At 71.3% G+C, this 19,400-nt stretch carries 17 protein-coding genes and 1 pseudogene; 10 read left to right on the top strand and 8 right to left on the bottom strand.

Annotated features, from left to right (window positions below):
* Positions 1-1,476, bottom strand: a complete 1,476-nt coding sequence (locus tag I3F54_RS13300) for an FAD-binding oxidoreductase (protein WP_240118928.1) — start codon at positions 1,474-1,476, stop codon at positions 1-3.
* Between the two features lie 306 nt (positions 1,477-1,782).
* Between I3F54_RS13300 and I3F54_RS13305 the strand changes: the two are divergent.
* From I3F54_RS13305 to I3F54_RS13315, 3 genes and pseudogenes are all read left to right on the top strand, one after another.
* A pseudogene (locus I3F54_RS13305) lies at positions 1,783-2,010 on the top strand (transposase family protein); the annotation flags it as partial.
* A gap of 374 nt (positions 2,011-2,384) precedes the next feature.
* Complete coding sequence (locus I3F54_RS13310) at positions 2,385-2,759, top strand: hypothetical protein (RefSeq protein ID WP_240118929.1); 375 nt, start codon at positions 2,385-2,387, stop codon at positions 2,757-2,759.
* 192 nt (positions 2,760-2,951) lie between these two features.
* The gene (locus tag I3F54_RS13315) at positions 2,952-3,338 is read left to right on the top strand and encodes a metalloregulator ArsR/SmtB family transcription factor (protein WP_240118930.1); all 387 of its coding nucleotides are present in this window, start codon (positions 2,952-2,954) and stop codon (positions 3,336-3,338) included.
* Between the two features lie 181 nt (positions 3,339-3,519).
* On the opposite strand, the gene I3F54_RS13320 is transcribed toward I3F54_RS13315, so the two are convergent.
* The 3 genes from I3F54_RS13320 to I3F54_RS13330 all read right to left on the bottom strand — a co-directional run bounded on the left by I3F54_RS13320 (position 3,520) and on the right by I3F54_RS13330 (position 5,732).
* Positions 3,520-3,741: a tautomerase family protein gene (locus I3F54_RS13320; RefSeq protein ID WP_240118931.1), complete on the bottom strand. Its 222-nt coding sequence runs from the start codon at positions 3,739-3,741 to the stop codon at positions 3,520-3,522.
* Positions 3,742-3,953: 212 nt separating this feature from the next.
* On the bottom strand, positions 3,954-4,862 hold the full coding sequence (locus I3F54_RS13325) for an SDR family NAD(P)-dependent oxidoreductase (RefSeq protein WP_240118932.1): 909 nt from the start codon (positions 4,860-4,862) through the stop codon (positions 3,954-3,956).
* 87 nt (positions 4,863-4,949) lie between these two features.
* Entirely contained in the window at positions 4,950-5,732 is a 783-nt protein-coding gene (locus tag I3F54_RS13330; protein ID WP_240118933.1) for an SDR family oxidoreductase, read from the bottom strand.
* Positions 5,733-5,934: 202 nt separating this feature from the next.
* Between I3F54_RS13330 and I3F54_RS13335 the strand changes: the two genes are divergently transcribed.
* Complete coding sequence (locus I3F54_RS13335) at positions 5,935-6,804, top strand: helix-turn-helix transcriptional regulator (protein WP_240118934.1); 870 nt, start codon at positions 5,935-5,937, stop codon at positions 6,802-6,804.
* Between the two features lie 169 nt (positions 6,805-6,973).
* On the opposite strand, the gene I3F54_RS13340 is transcribed toward I3F54_RS13335, so the two are convergent.
* Positions 6,974-8,197: a saccharopine dehydrogenase family protein gene (locus I3F54_RS13340; RefSeq protein WP_240118935.1), complete on the bottom strand. Its 1,224-nt coding sequence runs from the start codon at positions 8,195-8,197 to the stop codon at positions 6,974-6,976.
* A 128-nt stretch (positions 8,198-8,325) separates the two neighbouring features.
* On the opposite strand from I3F54_RS13340, the gene I3F54_RS13345 reads away from it, so the two are divergent.
* On the top strand, positions 8,326-9,033 hold the full coding sequence (locus I3F54_RS13345) for a TetR/AcrR family transcriptional regulator (protein ID WP_240118936.1): 708 nt from the start codon (positions 8,326-8,328) through the stop codon (positions 9,031-9,033).
* 115 nt (positions 9,034-9,148) lie between these two features.
* Here I3F54_RS13345 and I3F54_RS13350 read toward each other — a convergent pair whose 3' ends face one another.
* From I3F54_RS13350 to I3F54_RS13360, 3 genes are all read right to left on the bottom strand, one after another.
* Positions 9,149-9,796 (bottom strand): glyoxalase, encoded by a 648-nt coding sequence (locus tag I3F54_RS13350; protein ID WP_240118937.1) that lies wholly within the window; start codon positions 9,794-9,796, stop codon positions 9,149-9,151.
* Positions 9,797-9,864: 68 nt separating this feature from the next.
* Positions 9,865-11,991, bottom strand: a complete 2,127-nt coding sequence (locus I3F54_RS13355) for a SpoIIE family protein phosphatase (RefSeq protein WP_240118938.1) — start codon at positions 11,989-11,991, stop codon at positions 9,865-9,867.
* Positions 11,992-12,621: 630 nt separating this feature from the next.
* Positions 12,622-13,566: an NADP-dependent oxidoreductase gene (locus tag I3F54_RS13360; protein WP_240119014.1), complete on the bottom strand. Its 945-nt coding sequence runs from the start codon at positions 13,564-13,566 to the stop codon at positions 12,622-12,624.
* Between the two features lie 88 nt (positions 13,567-13,654).
* On the opposite strand from I3F54_RS13360, the gene I3F54_RS13365 reads away from it, so the two are divergent.
* The 5 genes from I3F54_RS13365 to I3F54_RS13385 all read left to right on the top strand — a co-directional run bounded on the left by I3F54_RS13365 (position 13,655) and on the right by I3F54_RS13385 (position 19,310).
* Positions 13,655-14,614: a GlxA family transcriptional regulator gene (locus I3F54_RS13365; protein ID WP_240118939.1), complete on the top strand. Its 960-nt coding sequence runs from the start codon at positions 13,655-13,657 to the stop codon at positions 14,612-14,614.
* 309 nt (positions 14,615-14,923) lie between these two features.
* Positions 14,924-15,619 (top strand): type 1 glutamine amidotransferase domain-containing protein, encoded by a 696-nt coding sequence (locus I3F54_RS13370; protein ID WP_240118940.1) that lies wholly within the window; start codon positions 14,924-14,926, stop codon positions 15,617-15,619.
* A 3-nt stretch (positions 15,620-15,622) separates the two neighbouring features.
* Positions 15,623-16,180: a TetR/AcrR family transcriptional regulator gene (locus tag I3F54_RS32090; RefSeq protein ID WP_308373460.1), complete on the top strand. Its 558-nt coding sequence runs from the start codon at positions 15,623-15,625 to the stop codon at positions 16,178-16,180.
* A gap of 203 nt (positions 16,181-16,383) precedes the next feature.
* Positions 16,384-17,337 (top strand): LysR family transcriptional regulator, encoded by a 954-nt coding sequence (locus I3F54_RS13380; RefSeq protein ID WP_374205919.1) that lies wholly within the window; start codon positions 16,384-16,386, stop codon positions 17,335-17,337.
* A 272-nt stretch (positions 17,338-17,609) separates the two neighbouring features.
* A complete protein-coding gene (locus I3F54_RS13385; RefSeq protein ID WP_240118941.1) occupies positions 17,610-19,310 on the top strand; it encodes a BCCT family transporter in 1,701 nt (566 codons plus the stop codon).
* Positions 19,311-19,400: the final 90 nt, after the last annotated feature.

Genomic DNA, 19,400 nt, shown 5'->3' on the forward strand with positions numbered 1-19,400 from the left:
TCAGCAGAGCGGGGGGATACTCTGCTCGAATTGGAAGACCTCGTGCGGGTCGTACTTCCCCTTGATGGCCCGGAGTCGCTTGAAGTGCTCGCCGTAGTATTCCTCGCCCCAGTTCGCGATCGACCTGTCCGGGACGTTGACATATCCGCCGTGGAAGTAGGGCCGCAGGATGTCCCGAAACTGCTCGATCCAGCCGATGTGCAAGCTGTTGTTCTCGGAGCCGTTCCAGCCGGTGCCGGGCTCGGCGTAGAAGATGGGGTCGCGCCAGTACCAAGCCGCGCCGCCCGACGGCGGCCGGCGCACCGCTCCACCCCAGCTGAGGGCCCAGAAGTTGCAGTGTTCACTGGGCGCGTTGGCCAGCATGTGCCTGATTTCACCCAGGCTCTTCCGCGGGAGCGGCTCATGTACCCACATCGGTGTGAACTTATAGTTGAAGTACTCACGCGGACCCGAGTTTTCAGCATTGAAGTAGTCCACGTAGCTCTCCGCGGTCACCTCGAAGCTGGCCCCTGGCACCTCGAGCAGAGGTTCGACCATCTTGCGCACCTGGTCCGCCGGTCCGAGGAAGGTCCCGCTGACCTCGATACCCACGGAGGGGATGCCGGCGTTGTACGTCGAGCTCAGCCGCTCATCGGCCGACGGCGCCCAGCGCTGCCACGTGTCCAGCGCACGCTCCAGCGCACGGAACGGCCAGGTGACCTTCCAGATCCCCACTTTCCTGGGAATCGCGTGAATCCGGAGCTGGTACGACGTGGCGATGCCGAAGTTGCCGCCACCGCCGCCCCGGCAGGCCCACAGTAGATCCGAGTGGTGCTCCGAGTCGGCCCGCACGACCTTCGCTCCCGACGCGCCGTCGGGGATGACGATTTCGGTGGCCAGCAGGTTGTCACAGGCGACGCCCATCTTCCGGCTGAAGAGCCCGATGCCTCCGCCCAGGATCAATCCGCCTAGCCCCACGGTCGCCTCGTTGCCGGTCGGGAAGCCGAACGGCGACAGGTTGTTGACCAGCTCGCCCTGAGTCAACCCCGTACCCACTGTGGCAGTCATCGCCCTCGGGTCGATGTGCACCGACTTGAGATCGCTGACATCGATCGTGATGCCCCCGTCGACCGATGACCATCCCTCGAGTGAGTGGCGGCCGCTTCGGGCCCGGAAAGCGATGTCGTTCTCCCGTGCGTATCGGAGAGCATTCACCACGTCCTCGGTGTTCTGACAGAACACCACAACCTGCGGGTATGAGTTGAACAACTCGTCCCAGTACTTCCGGGCCGACTCGTAGCCCGGATCCTGCGGGCGAACGAGGCGCCCCGTCAGCTCGGTTGCCTCGTGGGACCCATGAGGCACCGTTCCGTTCCTGGTCAACGGCATTGATACCGCCGACGGCAATGACACGCCACTTAGCGAGACGGCACCAGCTGCAGCAGTCAGCCCCTTGAGGGCACTGCGCCTGGACCATCCCTCCCGCTCCTCCGACATTACGATCTCCCTTGGGTCGGCTCATGGAAATGATCTGATTTCTACAATTCCATGCAGGAATTCATCGACACAATGCCGAACGGAGGTGACCATAGGTGGCGCCACAGAACCGGGACGGTTGACACGCACATCTTCTCCCAGCCGGACTCCTCAAAGGGCACTGATGGAGCAACGGGCTGAGCCTCCATCTGATTGGTGAGCCCTTTCCAACCTGCCTCTGGAGTACGGAGGTTGGGCTGACAACGTGGTGAAGCCCCTGGTAAATGGGTTTTCGACCAAGAGAACCGTCTCCACCAGAGGCTTCATGTGTTTGTCTACCCGTCGGGCGTCGACGTGTCCAGCTCTACCCTCCGCTTCCTCACACAGCAGTTGCGGCGGCACCGCCGTGCGATCGGCTCCCGTCGGCGGCGCCTGAGCGCCGGCCGCCAGGCCCTGCTCGCCCTCGCCCAACTGCGGGTGGGGCACACATACGCTCAGCTCGCGGCCGGGTTCGGCGTCGGAACCACGACGGCCTACCGCTATGTCGTCGAGGCGAGGCCGTCGCCACCCTCAAGTCCTGGCGGCTCCTCCGCACACTGCGGTGCTCGACCACCCGGATCACCGGCCTCCCCCACACTGTCCTCACCCTTCATCTGACCAGCTCAGAGTGAGGGCAGAAAAGGCCCACGGTCCATCGACCATCAGATCCGTCAACGGTCCAGAGACTGGCGCTCCCGCCGAAGGGTTACTCGGACCTCGATCAATCCCGCATTCCTGATCATGGATTTTTCACATCGGATCACTTTCCGATCATCCTGAATCGTTCCCGGTCAGGCATCTCGCCCGCCGGTCCTGCGCACGTACGGTGCGTCCACGGGCAGGTCCTGAAAGGGAGCCGGCCACAGCCGACGATCAAGGGGAGGGCGCCGATGGCGACCGTGGAAGTGGCACTGAAGGAAATGATGACCGCGATCGAGGGGGCACTGGGGGCGGCTGTCGTCGACTACACCAGCGGCATGGCCCTGGGCACCCTGGGCGGGAGCAAGGAACTGGATCTGACGGTCGCCGCGGCCGGGAACACGGACGTGATCCGCGCCAAGGTGCGCACCATGGAACTACTCGGGCTCAAGAGCCAGATCGAGGACATCCTGATCACCCTGGGTGGTCAGTACCACCTCATCCGGCTGGTGACCGGCCGGGACGGAAGCGGCCTGTTCCTCTACCTCGTCATCGACAAGAGCCGCTCGAACCTGGCGATGGCCCGCCACCAGCTCAAGCGGATCGAAGGACAACTCGAGGTCTAGGTTCCCTGCGACCCCGGCCTACTCATGTCCATGAATTGAAGAATTCTTCAAGCCATCACTTGGAGAGGACGGCAATTCGTGAACGAAAGCCGGCCGGACTGAGAAAAATGAACGGGCACGACTCATGGCGCGGCTGCGTCCCCGGACACCGCCGCGCCGTGAAAGGCCACTTCGACAGGCAGGAAGAGCGCTATGCAGGTCCCCCTCTATCAAGCAAAGGCAGAGTTCTTCCGTATGCTCGGCCATCCCGCGCGTATCAGGGTCCTGGAACTGCTGCAGCACGGCCCGGTCCCCGTGCGTGACTTGCTGGCCGACATCGACATCGAGCCGTCCAGTCTCTCGCAACAGCTGGCCGTCCTGCGCCGCGCCGGCATCGTCGTGTCCATGCGCGAAGGCTCCACGGTCAGGTACGCACTCGCCGGTGGCGACGTGGCCGAACTCCTGCGCGCGGCGCGACGCATCCTCACCGAGCTCATGGCCGGGCGGAACCAGCTCCTCGCCGAACTCCAGCAGAGCGACACCTCGGCGCCATCGGCCACGACCGCGTCCAGAACCTCGGTCGAGACCGGCGCCCGCTGAGGGCGAACGACCGCGTCGCACGTCTCGCAGCACCGTGAGGCCCGGGTCCGGGAAGCGTCCGCGTCGGGAGTCGTCCCGGCGCCCTCCGGTGCTGATGGTCAGGGCACGCCTCGTGCCCGTACGGCGAGGGGCCGGACGGGCACGAGGCGCGGATCGGGCCGTGCCGGGGAAGTGCCGGGCGTCAGGCCTCCGGGTCCGGCGTCTGCTGGAGCAGGGCGAGGGTCAGGACGTTGCCGCCGATTCCCCAGCCTCCGTCGGCGACCTCGTCGACCAGGACCATGGTGTTGGCGCGGGCCCGTTCACCGTAGATCTCGACGTACAGCTCGGTGGTGCGGGTGACGATCTTCTCCTTCTGCTTCTCGTCGAGGGTTCCGGCGGGGACCTTGAAGTGTGCGAACGGCATGGAGGGTTCTCCTTCTCGAAGGGAAACGGGCGGATCTAGGGCGTGTTTCGAAAGTAGCGTCGTCTGCCCGAAGGGCAGGCCTGGCGGCGTCTGGTGCGTGCGATCGCAAGGCGGAGGGTCGCCCCGATACTGGATGTATCGGGTCGAGCCCGACAACGCGGCGAGCGTGCGTGCCAGACGCCGCCAGGCAGGCGGGACTTTCGAAACACGCCCTAGCGGGAGCTGCCTGCGGTGAGCAGGTCGTCCAGTCCGATGCGGCGGAAGAAGTCGGCGCGGACGCGGTCGGCGACCGCGGAGACGACTTCGCTGCCGTCACGGCTGGGGTCTACGTGGGTGCGCAGCGGGCGGGTGCCCGCAGGCATCGCCACGAGGCGTACGACGGCGTCGGCGACGTCCGCGGCGTCGGCGTCCGGTGGAACGAGTGCGGCCAGCCGCGCATCCAGGTCGGTCAGCAGGGCGCCGTACCGGTCGTCGTAGGCGGCGGCCCTGGTGGTGTCGGCGGGTGAACCCGCGTGGGCGAAGTGGTTGGTGCCGGAGGGGAAGGCCCCGGGCACGACGATGGCGGTGTCGACGCCGAAACGCAGCACCTCGGCGGCGTAGCTGACGGCGAGGGCGTCGAGGGCGGCCTTCGCCGCGAAGTAGGGGCCGACGAACGGCGGGCATCCGCCACGGGTGCTGGAGCTTCCGATCCACACGAGCAGGCCCTCCGCCTGCTCACGCAGGTGCGGCAGCGCGGCGCGGGTGACGCGCTGGGCACCCAGCACGTTGACGTCGTACAGCTGCGCCAGTTGCTCGGGGGTGAAGGCCTCGGCGGGCCCGGTCGCCAGACGGCCGGCGTTGTGGACGACCACGTCCAGGCGGCCGTGGGCGGCAAGGACATGGGCGACCGCGGCATCGACGGATTCCTGGGAGGTGACGTCGAGTTCCACGGCGCGCAGATCGACGTCGTGGCGGGCGGCGTAGCGCCTGAGGTCGTCCACCGCCGGCGCGTTGCGGCCGGCCGTGTGCCGGATCCCCGCGTGGACGGTGTGTCCGGCTCGGGCCAGGGCGCGTACGGTCAACGCGCCGAAGCCGCTGGACGCTCCGGTGAGCAGGACGGTTCTGGATGTTCCGGTGGTCATGGGTCCTCGGAGGAAGGAGCGGAGTGGACGGAGGGAGGCAGGACGAAGAGGAGGAGCCGGAAGAGGAAGAGAGGGGCGAGGGGGCCGTCAGACGATGCCGCCGTTGGCACGGAGGACCTGGCCGTTGACCCAGTGGCCGGCCGGTGAGGCCAGGAAGGCCACCACCTCGGCGATGTCGGAGACGGTGCCGAGGCGTTCCAGCGGGGGCTGCGCTGCCAGCCGGGCGACGGTCTCCTCGTCCTTGCCCTGCAGGAACAGGTCGGTGGCGGTGGGTCCGGGAGCGACGGCGTTGACCGTGACGTCCCGGCCGCGCAGCTCGCGGGCGAGGATCATCGTGAGGGCCTCGACCGCGCCCTTGCTCGCGCTGTAGGCGCCGTAGCCGGGAAAGGCCAGGCCCACCACGGATGTGGAGAACGTGATGACGGCTCCGCCCTCACGGATCTTCCGGGCAGCCTGCTGGGCGACCGCGAACGTGCCACGGACGTTGGTGCGGTGCACGGCGTCCAGCTCCGCCAGGTCCAGGTCCGCGACGGGGGCCAGGTGCATGCGTCCGGCCGCGTGCACGACGACGTCGACGCCGCCGAACTCGGACTCGGCCGTGCCGAACAGTTCGGCGACCTGCCGCTCGTCGGCGACGTCCGCACGGACGGCGACCGCCCGGCCGCCGGCACCGGTGACCTGTTCGACCGCCGCCTCGGCCAGATCGCGGCTTCCCGCGTACCCGACGACGACGGCGAATCCGTCGGCGGCCAGCCGGCTCACCGTCCCACGGCCGATTCCCCGCGAACCGCCGGTGACGACGGCGACGCGGGCCCGATCGCCGCCGGAACCGGACGGGACGGGGTTCTGCGAGGTTTCGTGGGAGGACATGGGCTCTCCTGGGAAGGCCGGATCGAAGACGTCACCGCCGGCAGGCCGTGGCGTGCGGCGTGCGCGCCACCGCCGGATGCGGTTGCGGCGCTGTGCCCGCAGCACCAGCCTGGGACGGTCCCCGCAGGTCAGCCAGGGCTCTGCCCACCCAGGGGTTGCCATCCCCTGGCTCAGCGCACCGGTACGCGCGACCATGGAGGGCGTGAACCACGCCGAACTCGCCGCATTCCTGAGATCCCGGCGCGACCGGATCCGTCCCGCCGAGGTGGGGTTGCCCACCGGGCCCCGCCGCCGGGTTCCCGGCCTGCGGCGCGAGGAGGTCGCTCAGCTGGCCGGGCTCTCCGCCGACTACTACACGGAGCTCGAACGCGGCCGCGGCGCCCAGCCCTCGACTCAGGTCCTGGCCGCCCTCGCACGGGCCCTGCGCCTGAACGGTGACAGCCGCGACCACTTGTTCCACCTTGCGGACCGGCCTGTTCCGCCGGCTGGGCACGGGCCCGCCGCGCATGTCCAGCCGGGCCTGCTCGGCCTGCTGGACCGCCTGACCACCACGCCCGCCCAGGTGATCACCGACCTGCACGAGACCCTCGTCCAGAACCCGCTGGCCGTCGCGCTGGTCGGTCGGCCCCCCGCGACGCACGGCCCCGCGGCCAGCCTGGTCCACCGCTGGTTCACCGACCCGGATGCCCGTGCCCTCTACCCGGCCGAGGACCATCCCCACCACTCCCGGGTGTTCGTCGCCGATCTGCAGGCCGTGGCGGCCCGCCGCGGACGCGACACCGCGGTGCAGCGGATGGTGGGTGAACTCAGGCGGCGCAGCGAGGAGTTCGCCGCTCTCTGGGACACCCACGACGTCGCACTGCGCCGCAGCGACCACAAGCGCATCGTCCATCCCGCGCTTGGCGTCATCGAGCTCGACTGCCACAGCATGTTCAGTGAGGACGGCTGTCAACGGCTGCTGTGGTTCACCGCCCCGCCCGGCAGCGAAGGCGCCGCCCAGCTCGAACTGCTGGGTGTCATCGGAACCGAGGACATCGGCGGCGCGGACCGGCTGCCGGGGTTGCGGGCCTGAGCGGCTCGGTGATCGATCTGCCGTGCCGGGCGGCGGCGTCCTCGTGGCGCCGTGGGCCGTGCCCTCCGCAGTGGCGCCGAGTGCACCGGCGGCGGTCTGGCGGCGGCCGGGAGCCCGTGCGGAACGGGTACGCCGCCGGGCGGAGGGTGTCGCCCGGCGGCGTTGTGGGTCAGGCCTCGTCGCGCAGGCCCCACGGGGAGCCGTAGTCGGTGAGCAGGTCCAGGAACGGGCGCGGGGGCAGTGCCTCCGGGCCGAGGACGCCCGCGCCGGACCAGGCGCCGGTGGCCAGGAGTTCCAGGGCGACGACCGGGTTGACCGCCGTCTGCCACACCACGGCCTGCGAGCCGTACTCGCGCATGGACCACTCGTTGTCGACCACGTGGTAGAGGTACACCTCGCGCGGTGCCCCGCCCCGGGTGCCCTTGACCCAGGTGCCGGCGCAGGTCTTGCCGGTCATCCGGTGGCCCAGGCCGGCCGGGTCCGGCAGGCAGGCGGCGACGACGTCCCGGGGGGAGACGCGCACAGGCCCCTGGTCGCCGGGCACGGTCACCTTGGCGGTGGCGTCCAGGCCCAGTTCGTGGAGGGTCTTGAGCTTGGCGATGAAGTCGTCCCCGAGGCCGTACTTGAAGGTGACGCGGCGTGCCGGTACCCAGCGCGGGATGAGCAGCACCTCCTCGTGCTCGACGTTGACGCACTCCACCGGGCCGATGCCCTCGGGGAAGTCGAAGACCTCGGGCTCGCTGAACGGGGCGGTGGTGAACCAGCCGCGGTCCTTCTCGTAGACCACCGGCGGGTTGAGGCACTCCTCGATGGTGGTCCAGATGCTGAACGAGGGGGCGAAGTCGTAGCCCTCGACGGTCAGGTTGGCGCCGTCCCGGATGCCGATCTCCTCGATGTCGTCGAAGAGTTCGTCGGCGGCGTAGCGGGCGAACACGTCGGACAGCCCCGGTTCGACGCCCATGCCGACCAGGGCCAGCCGTCCGCTCTCCTCCCAGCGCCGGGCCAGGGCGAACTGCTCGTCCCCGAGCTTGACCCCGCATTCCTCGTTGGGGTGGGACGGGTGGGGCGCGGACAGCGACATCGCCATGTCCAGGTAGTGCGCGCCGGCCTCCAGGGCGGCGTGGAACAGCGGCATCACGAACCGGGGGTCGGTGGCGTTGAGGAGGACGTCGCACTGCTGGTCGACGAGCAGGCGGCGCACGGACTCCTGGTCGGACGCGTCCACCTGGCGCGCGCTGAACCGGGCGCCGCCCTCCCCGAGGGCTGCGACCGCCGCCTCGGCGCGGGCGAGGTCGTAGTCGGCGACGACCATGTGGGTCAGGAAGCCGCGGCGCGCTGCGATGCGGGTGACGGCCGTGCCTACGCCGCCGGCTCCCACGAGGAGTACGCGCATGTCAGACACCTTTCTTCCGGGAGGCGGGCGCCTCCGGGCAGGCTCGATGCAACGGCACGGCGCAGGATAAGGTCAACCCCGTTGGCATAAGGAGTCCGGCGGGAGAGGCCGGGGAGGGCGAGGGCGGGATGGCGAAACCTGTGGTGGCCGAAGCGGCGCGCCGCCGGAGGCGGCCGACGCGGTCCGGAACCGTGCTGACGGAGGAGATCATCGTGGGGACGGCACTGCGTGTGCTGCGGGAGCACGGCAGCACGGGCCTGACCGCGCGCCGCCTGGGTGCCGCGCTGGGCGCGGACCCCAGCACCCTCTACCGGTACTTCGCGGGGATGGACGATCTGACCCGGGCCATCGGGGACGAGCTGATGGGGCGGGCCCTGGAGGGCTGGACGGCCACCGGGGACTGGCGGGCCGACCTGAGGGCCCTGGGCCGGGCCATCCACGCCTCCTACCTGGCGCATCCGCAGGCTGCCGTGCTCACCGCGAGCCGGGTGACCGGCCGGCCCCGCGAGATCGCGGTGGACGAGACGATCCTCGGGATACTGCGGGGTGCCGGGCTGGCCGACGCGGTGGCGGTGGGCGTGTACCACGCGTTCATCGACCAGAGTCTGGCCTTTGCGGCGCTGGACGCCGGGTCCCTGGCGCTGGCCGAGGAGGCGCGTACGGGCGACGAGGAGATGTGGCGTTCCACCTATGCGCGGCTGCCGGCCGAGTCGCATCCGAACATCGCCGCGACAGCGGAGCTGCTGGCCCGGCGCATGCCGCACAGCGCCTATCCGGTCGCGCTGGAGATGCTTCTGGACCACGCGGCCGCGCAGGTGGCCCGGTCGGGCGGGTGATCCGCTTCGAGGCCCCGCGACGGGGGCGACCGGCGGAGCGGGCACGGCTCCCCCCGCGCTGCCGGCCCGGCTGCGCCGCGGGCAGCGGGGCAGCCGGGGGCCTCCTCCTGCCTTGTCAGGACGAGGAAGGTGCCAGGGCGGCGGCTTCCCAGGCGAAGCCGTCGGGATCGGTGAAGGAACCGGCGGAACCGCCCAGGACGATGCGGTGCGATCCGGTGCCCTCGGCGGCCACGCCCAGGTCCTTGGCCAGGCTGCGACGCTTGTACAGCGCCAGCTTCACGGGCGCGGCGGCAGCCGTGGCGCCCGCGGCGAACTCGACGTACTTGCCTCCGAAGCTCTTGGCGACCGCGAGGCCCCGGCCGACGTAGAACTGCTTGCTCGCCTTGACGTCCTCGACGCCCAGCAGGAGCACGATCTCGTCGATCGTCCCGGTGGCCGGGCCGGTGTCCTTCTTCGACGCCGTGGCGATCTTCCAGATCGCCCCGTCCGGGGCCCGGACGACGCCGCCGTATCCCCACAGGGACCTGGTGGCCGGCTTCAGTGGCACGGCGCCGGTGGCGAGGGACGCGTCGACGAGGGCGTCCACGTCGGACGGCCGGGAGACGGTGAGGGCCAGGGTGAATCCGCGAAAGCCGCTCGTGGGCTCCTCGACGGTCCGCAGACGCACCGGTGATCCCGGGCCCAGGCCGAACGCGGTGGTGTAGAAGTGCTGTGCGGCCTCGGCGTCGGCCACGCCGAGGGTGATGGATGCCAGATGAGTCATGTCCTCGACGCTAGACACGGTCGGCGGGCGGTGGCTTCTTCGATCCTGCTCGATCCGCTGCCGGGCAGTCAGTTCCGATACTCCGGGGAGCTGCCGGCCGCATGTCCCGGCTCACTCTCCAGCGGGCGGGCCTGGGCGATCAGCAGCGCGACGTCGTCGCGGTCGTAGGGGTGCCGCAGGGCGTTCAGGAGCCAGTCGCAGGTCTCCTCCAGCGGCTGCCGGCAGCCGTCGAGGACGTTCAGCAACGCCGTCAGGCGCCCGTCGATGGGGGCGTCGCGGGTCTCCACCAGGCCGTCCGTGTACAGAACGAGCCGGTCGCCGGGTTCCAGGACGAACGAGCTGGTACGGAAGCGGACCCCGCCGACCCCCAGCGGTGCGCCGGGAGAGAGAGCGAGCAGTTCGGGGCGGCGCCCGGCGGGCACGATCACCGGCGGAAGGTGTCCGGCGTTGGCGATGCGGCACCTGTGCCGGTGCGGGTCGTAGACGGCGTACACGGAGGTGGCGATGAAGTCCTCAAGACCGCAGGTGATCTTGTCGAGGTGATGGAGGACCTCGTGCGGCGCCATGCCGAGGTCGGCGTAGGCGCAGGTGGTGGCCCGCAGCTGCCCCATGGCCGCGGCGGCGTCGATGCCCTTGCCCATGACGTCACCCACGACGAGCGCGGTCCTGTCCCCGGCGACCGGGACCACGTCGTACCAGTCACCGCCGATCTCGCTGGAGGCCTGGGCCGGTTCGTAGCGCGAGGCGACGTCCAGTCCGGCGAGCCTGGGAGGCGGGCGTACCGGCAGCAGGCTGCGCTGCAGCGTCTCGGCGGAGTTGCGCACGCTCTCGTGCCAGCGGGCGTTGTCGATGGCCACGGCTGCGCGCGCGGCCAGCTCGCGGGCGAGGAGGACGTCGTCGTGGTCGAAGGGCAGGGGGTTGCGGGCGCGCATCACGTCGAACGCCCCGAGCACCTGGTGGTGAGCGATCAGGGGCACCGCGAGGTAGGAGTGCACGCCGGCGCGGGCGAAGACATCGGCGGCATCGGCGTCGCGGGCGATGCGCAGCAGGTCCTCCCGCTGCGCCCGCGGCACGACGACCGGCTGTCCGGTGCGGACGCACTGGGTGATCAGGCGGTCGGCACCGTAGGCGGAGAGCTCCCCCACGACATCGGCGGCGCCGGTCACGCCGGCCGGGTACGCCCCGGCCACGGCGAGGGCGCGGAACAGCTCCGGGCCTTCCTGCCGCCCGGAGGAACGGCGGAAGGCCAGGACGGAGTCGAGGATGTCGACCGACGCGACATCCGCCAGGTCGGGGACGGCGATGGCGGCGAGTTCCCGGCCCGTCCGCTCCACTTCGAGGGTGGTCCCGATGCGTGCGGAGGCGTCTGCGAGGAGGGTGAGGCGGCGCCGGGCCCGCTCCGTCTCGGCTGCGGCCAGGTGACGTTCGGTGACGTCGACGACGGAGCTCGCCACCCCGATCACCCGTCCGCTGGGCGCGGTGAGCCGGTAGTACGACACGGAGTAGGCGTGTTCGTGCTCGGGGTCGGCCTTGGTCCGTCCGACGAGGTACCGGTCGATCAGCGGAACTCCCGTGCTGAGGACCTGGCGCAGCGCGGACTCGATGATCTCGGCGTGATCGGGGTGGATGTCGCGCGGGCGGCGGCCGATGTGATCGGCGGCAGGAATGCCGTTGATCCGGGCCAGAGCGGGGTTCACCAGCACGTAGCGCAGGTCGGGGTCGAGAAGCGCCACGCCGACGGGTGACTGGGACACCAGGTGATCGGAGAGCGCCAGCTTGGTCTCCAGCCCCTGCACCATGGCCTGGTCCGCGGCGATGCCCAGTACGTAGACGTCGCCCAGGTCGTCCAGCAGCCGCATGTTGCGGAACTCCACCAGGCGTGTGCTGCCGTCCTTGTGCCGGATGGGGAACGCACCGGCCCAGCTCGTGCCGGCGTCCCTCAGCCGGGCGAACCACTGCATCACCTCGTAGCGGTGCTCCTTGTGCACCAGGAGGCGGACCGCGTACTGGCCCAGCGCCTCCTTCGCGGTGTATCCGAACACGTCGTCGGCCTGCGGGCTCCAGAACACGATGCGACCGCCGCTGTCGACCACGACGGCGGACACGCTGAGCAGGTCGAGCAGGACACCGGGTGGAGCCGGCCACTGGTGCCGGGCCGGGACCTCGCGGGGGAAGGGCTGGTCCGCGTCATCCATGCTGCGCGCTCCTTCCGGGGCCGTGCGGGACGAGGGCGCGGTTCGCACTTCCCCGTGTGCCGCGGTGCCGCCGCCCGGCGCACGGTCCGGGACGCGGGCACGGCCCGCCCGGAGTGCGCGCAGCAGCGGCCGGCGGGTGGGACTCCGGCCGCGGCGCGCAGGTGGGGCGGCCGGAGTCACCCGCTCAGGACTGGGGCCGGCACCCGTGGTTCGCGGCGTGCTTGCGGCGTGACTTCTTCTTCCTGCGTCGCTTGGAGGACATGTGCGCTCCCGCAGAGCCGGGACCCGATTCGGTCGGATCGTGAGCATGAGTACACACAGAGGATACTTCCGGGCATTTCATCCCTCCATTGCTGCTCGCGCATCACGCTCCGCGCCGTGGCGGCAGGCGCTGCCGCATGGGGGATGCCGTGGGGCGCGGAGCGCGCTTGCCCCGCCCTGGGGGGTGCCCGCGATGCCCCTGTCGATCACATCGGCGGGCGGCATCCTGCGCCCGCCGGCGGGCCGCAGCCGCGAGGGGGACGTGCGACCGGGACCCGCGTCATGCCCGACGTCGGCGCCCCGGGGCGGAACGGGGGGTGCGGCGGCGCCTTTCGGGCTCCGCGAGCACACCCCGCCTCCGCCGCGTCGCTACGCGGGGGCGTCCACGGTCAGCACGATCTTGCCGGTCGTACGGCCGGTCTCGCCCAGGGCGTGGGCCTTGGCCGCCTCCGCGAGCGGGAGGACCGCCTCGACGTGGGCGCGCAGGACGCCGGCCCGGACCAGTTCGGCGACGGCGTTCATTCCGGCGTGGTCCGCCTCGACCAGCAGGGTCTCCACGCGCACGCCCCGCTCGGTCGCGCGCGCGGCCTCTCCCGGGTCCGTGCCCGGCAGCAGCGAGACGAGCGTGCCGCCCGGCCGCAGCACCTCCAGGGAGCGCGCGCGGGTGTCGCCCGAGAGCGGATCGAGGACCATGTCGATGTCGCGGGCCACGTCGCGGAAGTCGGTGCTGCGGTAGTCGATCACCTCGTCGGCGCCGACGGAACGGACGAAGTCGTGCTTGGCGGCGCTGGCGGTGCCGATGACGTACGCACCGCGGGCCTTGGCGATCTGCACGGCGAGGTGGCCGACGCCGCCGGCCGCGGCATGGATGAGGACCCGCTGTCCGGCCCGGACGTCGGCGGTGTCCACGATCGCCTGGTGGGCGGTCAGGGCTGCGAGGGGCAGGGCACCGGCCTGGAGGTGGTCGATGCCGTCGGGCTTGTGGGTGAAGGCACGCGCCGGTCCCGTCACGTACTCGGCGTGGGAGCCGACGCCGTACGGGTAGGGCAGCATGCCGAAGACCTCGTCCCCGGGCTTGAAGAGGGTGACGCCGTAACCGACGGCCTCGACCACCCCGGAGACGTCCCAGCCGAGGACGAGGGGCAGTCGGCCGCCCAGGAACAGCTCGCTGGAGCGGTGCTTCCAGTCCGTGGGATTGAGGCCTGCGGCGCGGACGGACACGAGGATCTCGCTCGGTCCCGGCGCGGGTCGCGGGATCCGTACCTCCTTGAGGATCTCAGGGGTTCCGTAGGTGTCCTGGCTGATGGCACGCATCGTGGCGGTCTTCGTCATGCGTTCCAGCCTCGCGGGCCGGCCCACCGAGTACCATGGCATGATTGCCATCTTTCGACAGGATTCTGCCATGCGTCGTGCTCATCGTGTCGTCGTGCTCGCCCTGGACGGGGTGTACCCGTTCGAGCTGGGGATCCCCAGCCGGGTCTTCGGGGCCGCGGGAGACCGCTACGAGGTGCTGACCTGCTCCGTCGACGGCGGTCCGGTCCGGACGAACGCGGACTTCTCGGTGACCGTCGAGCGGGGTCCCGAGGCGCTGACGACGGCGGACACGGTCGTTCTGCCGCCGGTCGACTCCTCCCTCGTCACGCGCGACGTGCCGGCGCCGGTGCGGGAGGCACTGGCGTCGATCCCCCGGACGGCACGCGTCGTGTCGATCTGTACCGGTGCGTTCGTGCTGGCAGCCGCCGGTCTGCTCGACGGGCGTCCGGCCACCACTCACTGGGCGCTGGCCGGGCGCTTCCGTGAGTGGTACCCGCAGGTGGCGCTGGATCCGGACGTGCTGTTCGTCGACGACGGGCAGGTGCTCACCTCCGCCGGCGCCGCCTCCGGAGTCGACGTCTGCCTGCACCTCGTGCGCGCGGACCACGGCAGCGAGGTGGCCAACCAGGTGGCGCGGGTGTGCGTCGTCCCGCCCTGGCGGGACGGCGGCCAGGCGCAGTACATCGAACGCCCGGTGCCCGAGACCTCCGCGAACGGAACGGCCGCGACCCGTCAGTGGGCGCTGGAGCACCTGCACGAGCCGATCACCCTGCAGGAACTCGCCGGGCACGCCCGCATGAGCCTGCGCACCTTCGCCCGCCGCTTCAACGACGAGGTCGGCGTGAGCCCGGGTCGGTGGCTGATCCAGCAGAGGGTCGCGCAGGCGCGGCACCTTCTGGAGGCCACCGACCTGCCGGTGGACGACATCGCCGGACAGGTCGGGTTCGGCACCGGCACCTCGTTGCGCCAGCACCTGCACGCCGCGATCGGTGTCTCACCCCTCGCCTACCGGCGCACCTTCCGCGGCACGCCGGCACCGGTGGGCTGAGGGCGGCCGCCGGTACCACCGGGCACGGGCGCCGCCACCCCGCCCGGCACGGCCGCCCGCACTCCACCGGGATCGGGCCGGCCCCCGCCAGGTGAACGGCCCGGGACCGCATTCCCGAAGAAGGCATCGGAATCCCGATGTCCGGCATTGGATTCCGCATTGGTCACCGCTGGCCGGTCCGGCCTACCGTCGACGACATCGCCGCACTGACGATCTGTGCACGGAGTGTCGACCCGCACACCGTGACGGTGCGTGCGGCTCGTCCCGGGCCCCCGCGGGCCCGCACCAGCAGCCTCGGAGAGATTCACCATGTCGAAGATCCTCTTTGTGATGACCGGCGTCGACCACTGGACGCTGGCCGACGGCACCAAGCACCCCACCGGCTTCTGGGCCGAGGAGGCCGCCGCCCCGTACGAGGCGTTCCGGGCAGCCGGCCACGAGGTCGTCGTCGCCACCCCCGGTGGCGTCGTGCCCACCGTCGACCAGGGCAGCCTGGCACCTGAGGTCAACGGCGGCCGGGAGGGGGCCGACAGGATCGCCGCGACCCTCGCCTCCATGGCCGAGCTGAAGTCCCCGCTCCGCCTGGAGGACGTGGAACTCGGTGACTACGACGCCGTGTTCTACCCCGGCGGTCACGGCCCCATGGAGGATCTCGCCGTCGACGCCACCTCCGGCGCGCTCCTCGTCGACACGCTCGCCTCCGGCAAGCCGCTGGGTGTGGTCTGCCACGCTCCTGCGGCGCTGCTCGCCGCGACGGGGGCCGACGGCGGCAACGCCTTCGCCGGCTACCGGGTGGCCGCGTTCACCAACGCGGAGGAGACACAGGCCGGTTTCGCCGACAAGGCACGCTGGCTGCTGGAGACGCGTCTCGTCGAGGCCGGTGTGGACGTGCAGGTGGGCGAGCCGTGGGCGCCCAACGTCGTGGTCGACCGCAACCTGGTCACCGGCCAGAACCCGGCCTCCTCCGCCCCGCTCGCCGCCGAGCTGCTGAAGAAGCTGGGCTGACGCGTGGGCTCCGACCGGCTCGACGAGGTCCTCGACGCCGCGTACGACTGCCTCACACGGTACGGCGTACGGCGCACGACGATGGACGACATCGCCTCCAGCATGGGTGTGTCCCGGTCGGCTGTCTACCAGTACGTCCGCAACAAGGACGACGTCTTCCGCCGCCTGGCCCACCGCCTGCACACACAGGCCCTCGAGCGGGCCCGGCGGGCGGCGGACGACCGGGACGCCCCGTACGCGGCACGGATACGGGGCGTCCTGCAGGCCAGGCTCGACCTGGTCGCCGAACTCAGCGGTCCCTCCCCCCACACCGCCGAACTGCTGGACCACAAGGCCCGCCTGTTCGGGAACATCTGCGCCGATTTCACCGCGGACCTGCGGCAGCTGCTGATCCGGCTGTTCGCGGAGCCGGGCACGGTCGAAGAGCCGGCCCGGGCCGCGGACATCGCGGTCGCCCTGGTGACGGGGCTGGAGTCGGTGCGGGACGGCGGCGCACTGCTGGGGCCGGCCACCGACGCGTTGCTGAACGGCCTGCTGGGTTCCTCGGCCCCGGCCCGCTGACCGGGCACCCCGGTCGGGCCGCGCTCGCCCACCTGCGCCGGCAGAACCCAGGTCCCGTTCGCCTCCCGGTTCTCCACGTCTCCCGGGCGGGCCGGAGGACGCCCGTGCCCTGCCCCGCAGCGCGGGCACCACGCGGAAAGGGCCCGCCAAGGCATCCTGGTCGTGGTGGAGCACGTCCGGCGCAGGGATGGGGCATCTGATTCGTGACGACATATGGGCATTCCGACGGGGCGGCCGTGCCACCGGCCGCTGCGGGGACACCGGGCGCGGACCTGAATCTGCTGCGCACCTTCCTGGCGGTCTACCGCTCCGGCTCGTTCACCGCCGCAGCCGGGCTCCTGGGCCTGTCGCAGCCCACGGTGACCACTCAGATCCGTTCCCTGGAGCGGCAGATGGCGCGCGAGCTGTTCGTCCGCCGGCCCCGCGGCGTCTCCCCGACAGCGGTCGCCCACGACCTCGCTGCCCGGGTCGGCGCACCCCTCGACGCGCTGGCCGCCGCCACCGGCGCCGAACCCTCGACCGACCGGCAGGCACCCCCCGTCCACCTGGCGGGCCCCGCCGAACTGATCTGCACCCGCGTCCTGCCGGCGCTGGCCCCGCTGACCGCGGAGGGCGTGCGACTGCGGATCACCCCGGGCCTGACCGAGCCCCTCCTGGCCGAACTGCGCGCCGGGCGGCACGACCTGGTCATCGCCACCTTCCGTCCCCGTGGCCGGACCCTCACCGCCGAACCGCTGATGGACGAGGAGTTCGTCCTGGTCGCCGCGCCCTCCTGGGCCGACCGGGTCGGCGCACGCCTCGCCGCGGAAGGGCCCGCGGCGCTGCGCACCGTCCCCCTGATCACCTACTCGGAGGACGTGCCGATCGCCCGCCGCTACTGGCGTCACGTCTTCGGTACGCGCCTGTCCTGCGCCGCCGCCGTCACCGTTCCCGATCTGCGCGGCGTCCTCGCGGCCGTCGCCGCGGGAGCCGGCTTCACGGTCCTGCCGCGCTATCTGTGCCGGGACGAGCTGGACTCCGGCATGCTCGTCCCGCTCCTGGAACCGGACGACCCGCCCATCAACACCGGCTATCTGGCCCAGCGCCCGGGCCGCCCCGGCAATCCCGACGTCGCCCGCGTGCGGGACCTCCTGCTCCGGGCGGGCCGCACCTGGTGACCGTGCGGGTCGTGGCCGGCCGGGGGACACCTCGCGCCCGTTCGACGTGAGCCCGCCCGGGCGCGGGCCCGTGCGGCGATCGGCGGAAGCCGCCCCGCATGCGGCCGGCCCGTGCTTCCGCACCGGACACGGATCTCCGGCGGCCGCGCTCCCGCCCCCGACCTGGCGCGGGGCGTGCGCGGCGGTGCGCGCCGCGGCCGTCCGTTCGAGGCCCCTGTCGGGCGGCGTGCCGCCCGACAGGGGAACATGATCTCCGACCATAGTGGGACATCATGAGCACGGAACCGATTGACCAGCCCAAGGCAGGGCCGGATCCCGGCATCCCGGTGACCGAATCGCCCGACCGCCTCCTCATCGCCATCGGGATGGCCGCCGTCGTCGGCGTGGTGCTGTGGGCCTGGCTCGGGGACGAGTCGTTCGACACTGTCTCCTCCACGAGCCTGACCTGGGTCCTGAACAACTTCGGCTGGCTCTTCGTGGTCGCCGCGGACGTGTTCCTGGTCCTGTGCCTGGTGATCGCGTTCAGCCGGTTCGGCATGATCAGGCTGGGCAGGGACGACACCGAGCCGGAATTCGGCAACCTCGCCTGGATCGCGATGATGTTCAGCGCGGGAATGGGCATCGGCCTGATGTTCTACGGCGTCGGGGAACCGCTCACGCACTACCTCGCACCACCCCCGGGGAGCGGGGTGCAGGCCCAGACCGACGGGGCCGCGCGGGTGGCCATGCAGTACTCGTTCTTCCACTGGACGCTCACACCGTGGGCGATCTACGGGATCTCAGGGCTCGCCCTGGCGTACGCCGGTTTCCGCAAGGGCCGGGGCAACCGGCTCAGCGCCGCGTTCGTGCCGCTCATCGGGGCGCGGCGGGCGGGGTCGTGGCCGGGCCGGGTGATCGACCTGCTCGCCGTCTTCGCGACCGTCTTCGGCACGGCGACCAGCCTGGGCCTGGGCGCGTTGCAGGTCGCGGAAGGGCTCGACATCACGGTCGGCATCAACGCCACCCAGAACGCGCAACTCGTCATCATCGCGGCCCTGTCGGCGGCGTTCGTCGTCTCCGCCTTCTCGGGACTCCACCGGGGCGTCAAGTGGCTGTCGACGATGAACATCGTCCTCGCGGCGGGCGTGATGGTGTTCGTCTTCCTGCTCGGCCCGACCGTCTACGTCCTGGACACGATCCCGGCGTCCATCGGCGGGTACCTGCAGAACCTGCTGCCGATGGCCTCGCACACCGGAGCCTTCTCCGACCGGGAGTGGCTGGGCTCGTGGACCATCTTCTACTGGGCGTGGTGGCTGTCGTGGGCTCCGTTCGTCGGGACGTTCATCGCCCGCATCTCGCACGGCCGGTCCATCCGCGAGTTCCTCATCGGCGTCCTGCTGGTGCCGAGCGCGGCGACGGTCGTCTGGTTCTGCGTGATGGGCGGTTCGGCACTGCGGCTGCAGTCGACCGGCGAGGCGGACCTCGAGAGCACCATGGAGGACGGTGCCGAGGCGTCGCTGTTCGGGATGCTGGACGCCCTGCCCATCAGCACGGTCACGTCCTTCATCGCGATGGTGCTGGTCATGACGTACTTCGTGACGAGCGCCGACTCGGCCTCCCTCGTGATGGGCTCGCTGACCAGCCGTGGCGCACTGCACCCTCCGTCCTGGCTCGTGGTGACGTGGGGGGTGCTGATGGCGGCGGTGGCCGCGGTGCTGCTGGTGGTGGGCGGGCTGAGCTCGCTGCAGACGGCGACGATTCTGGTGGCCCTGCCGTTCGTGCTCGTCATGATGATGCTGTGCTGGGCGCTGCTGAAGGAACTGCGGGAGGACCCGGGCGCGGGCCCGGCCCGGCATCATGCGCTGCACGGGCTCCAGGACGTCGTACGGACGATGGTCGGCGACGCCGTCACGCAGCAGAGCGCGGGACGCCACCACCGACTGCGGCGGGCGGCGAGGACCCGCACCGACACCGACACCGACGGGGGCGGATGACCCGTCTTCGCCGAGGCCCCCGGGCTCCCCGGACGGCGCCGCGCGGCGCACGCCCACGGGCGTGACTCCTCGGGTGCCCCGCCGGGGCGG

It is taken from the genome of Streptomyces sp. MUM 2J (genome assembly GCF_022414535.1).
Classification (GTDB): domain Bacteria; phylum Actinomycetota; class Actinomycetes; order Streptomycetales; family Streptomycetaceae; genus Streptomyces.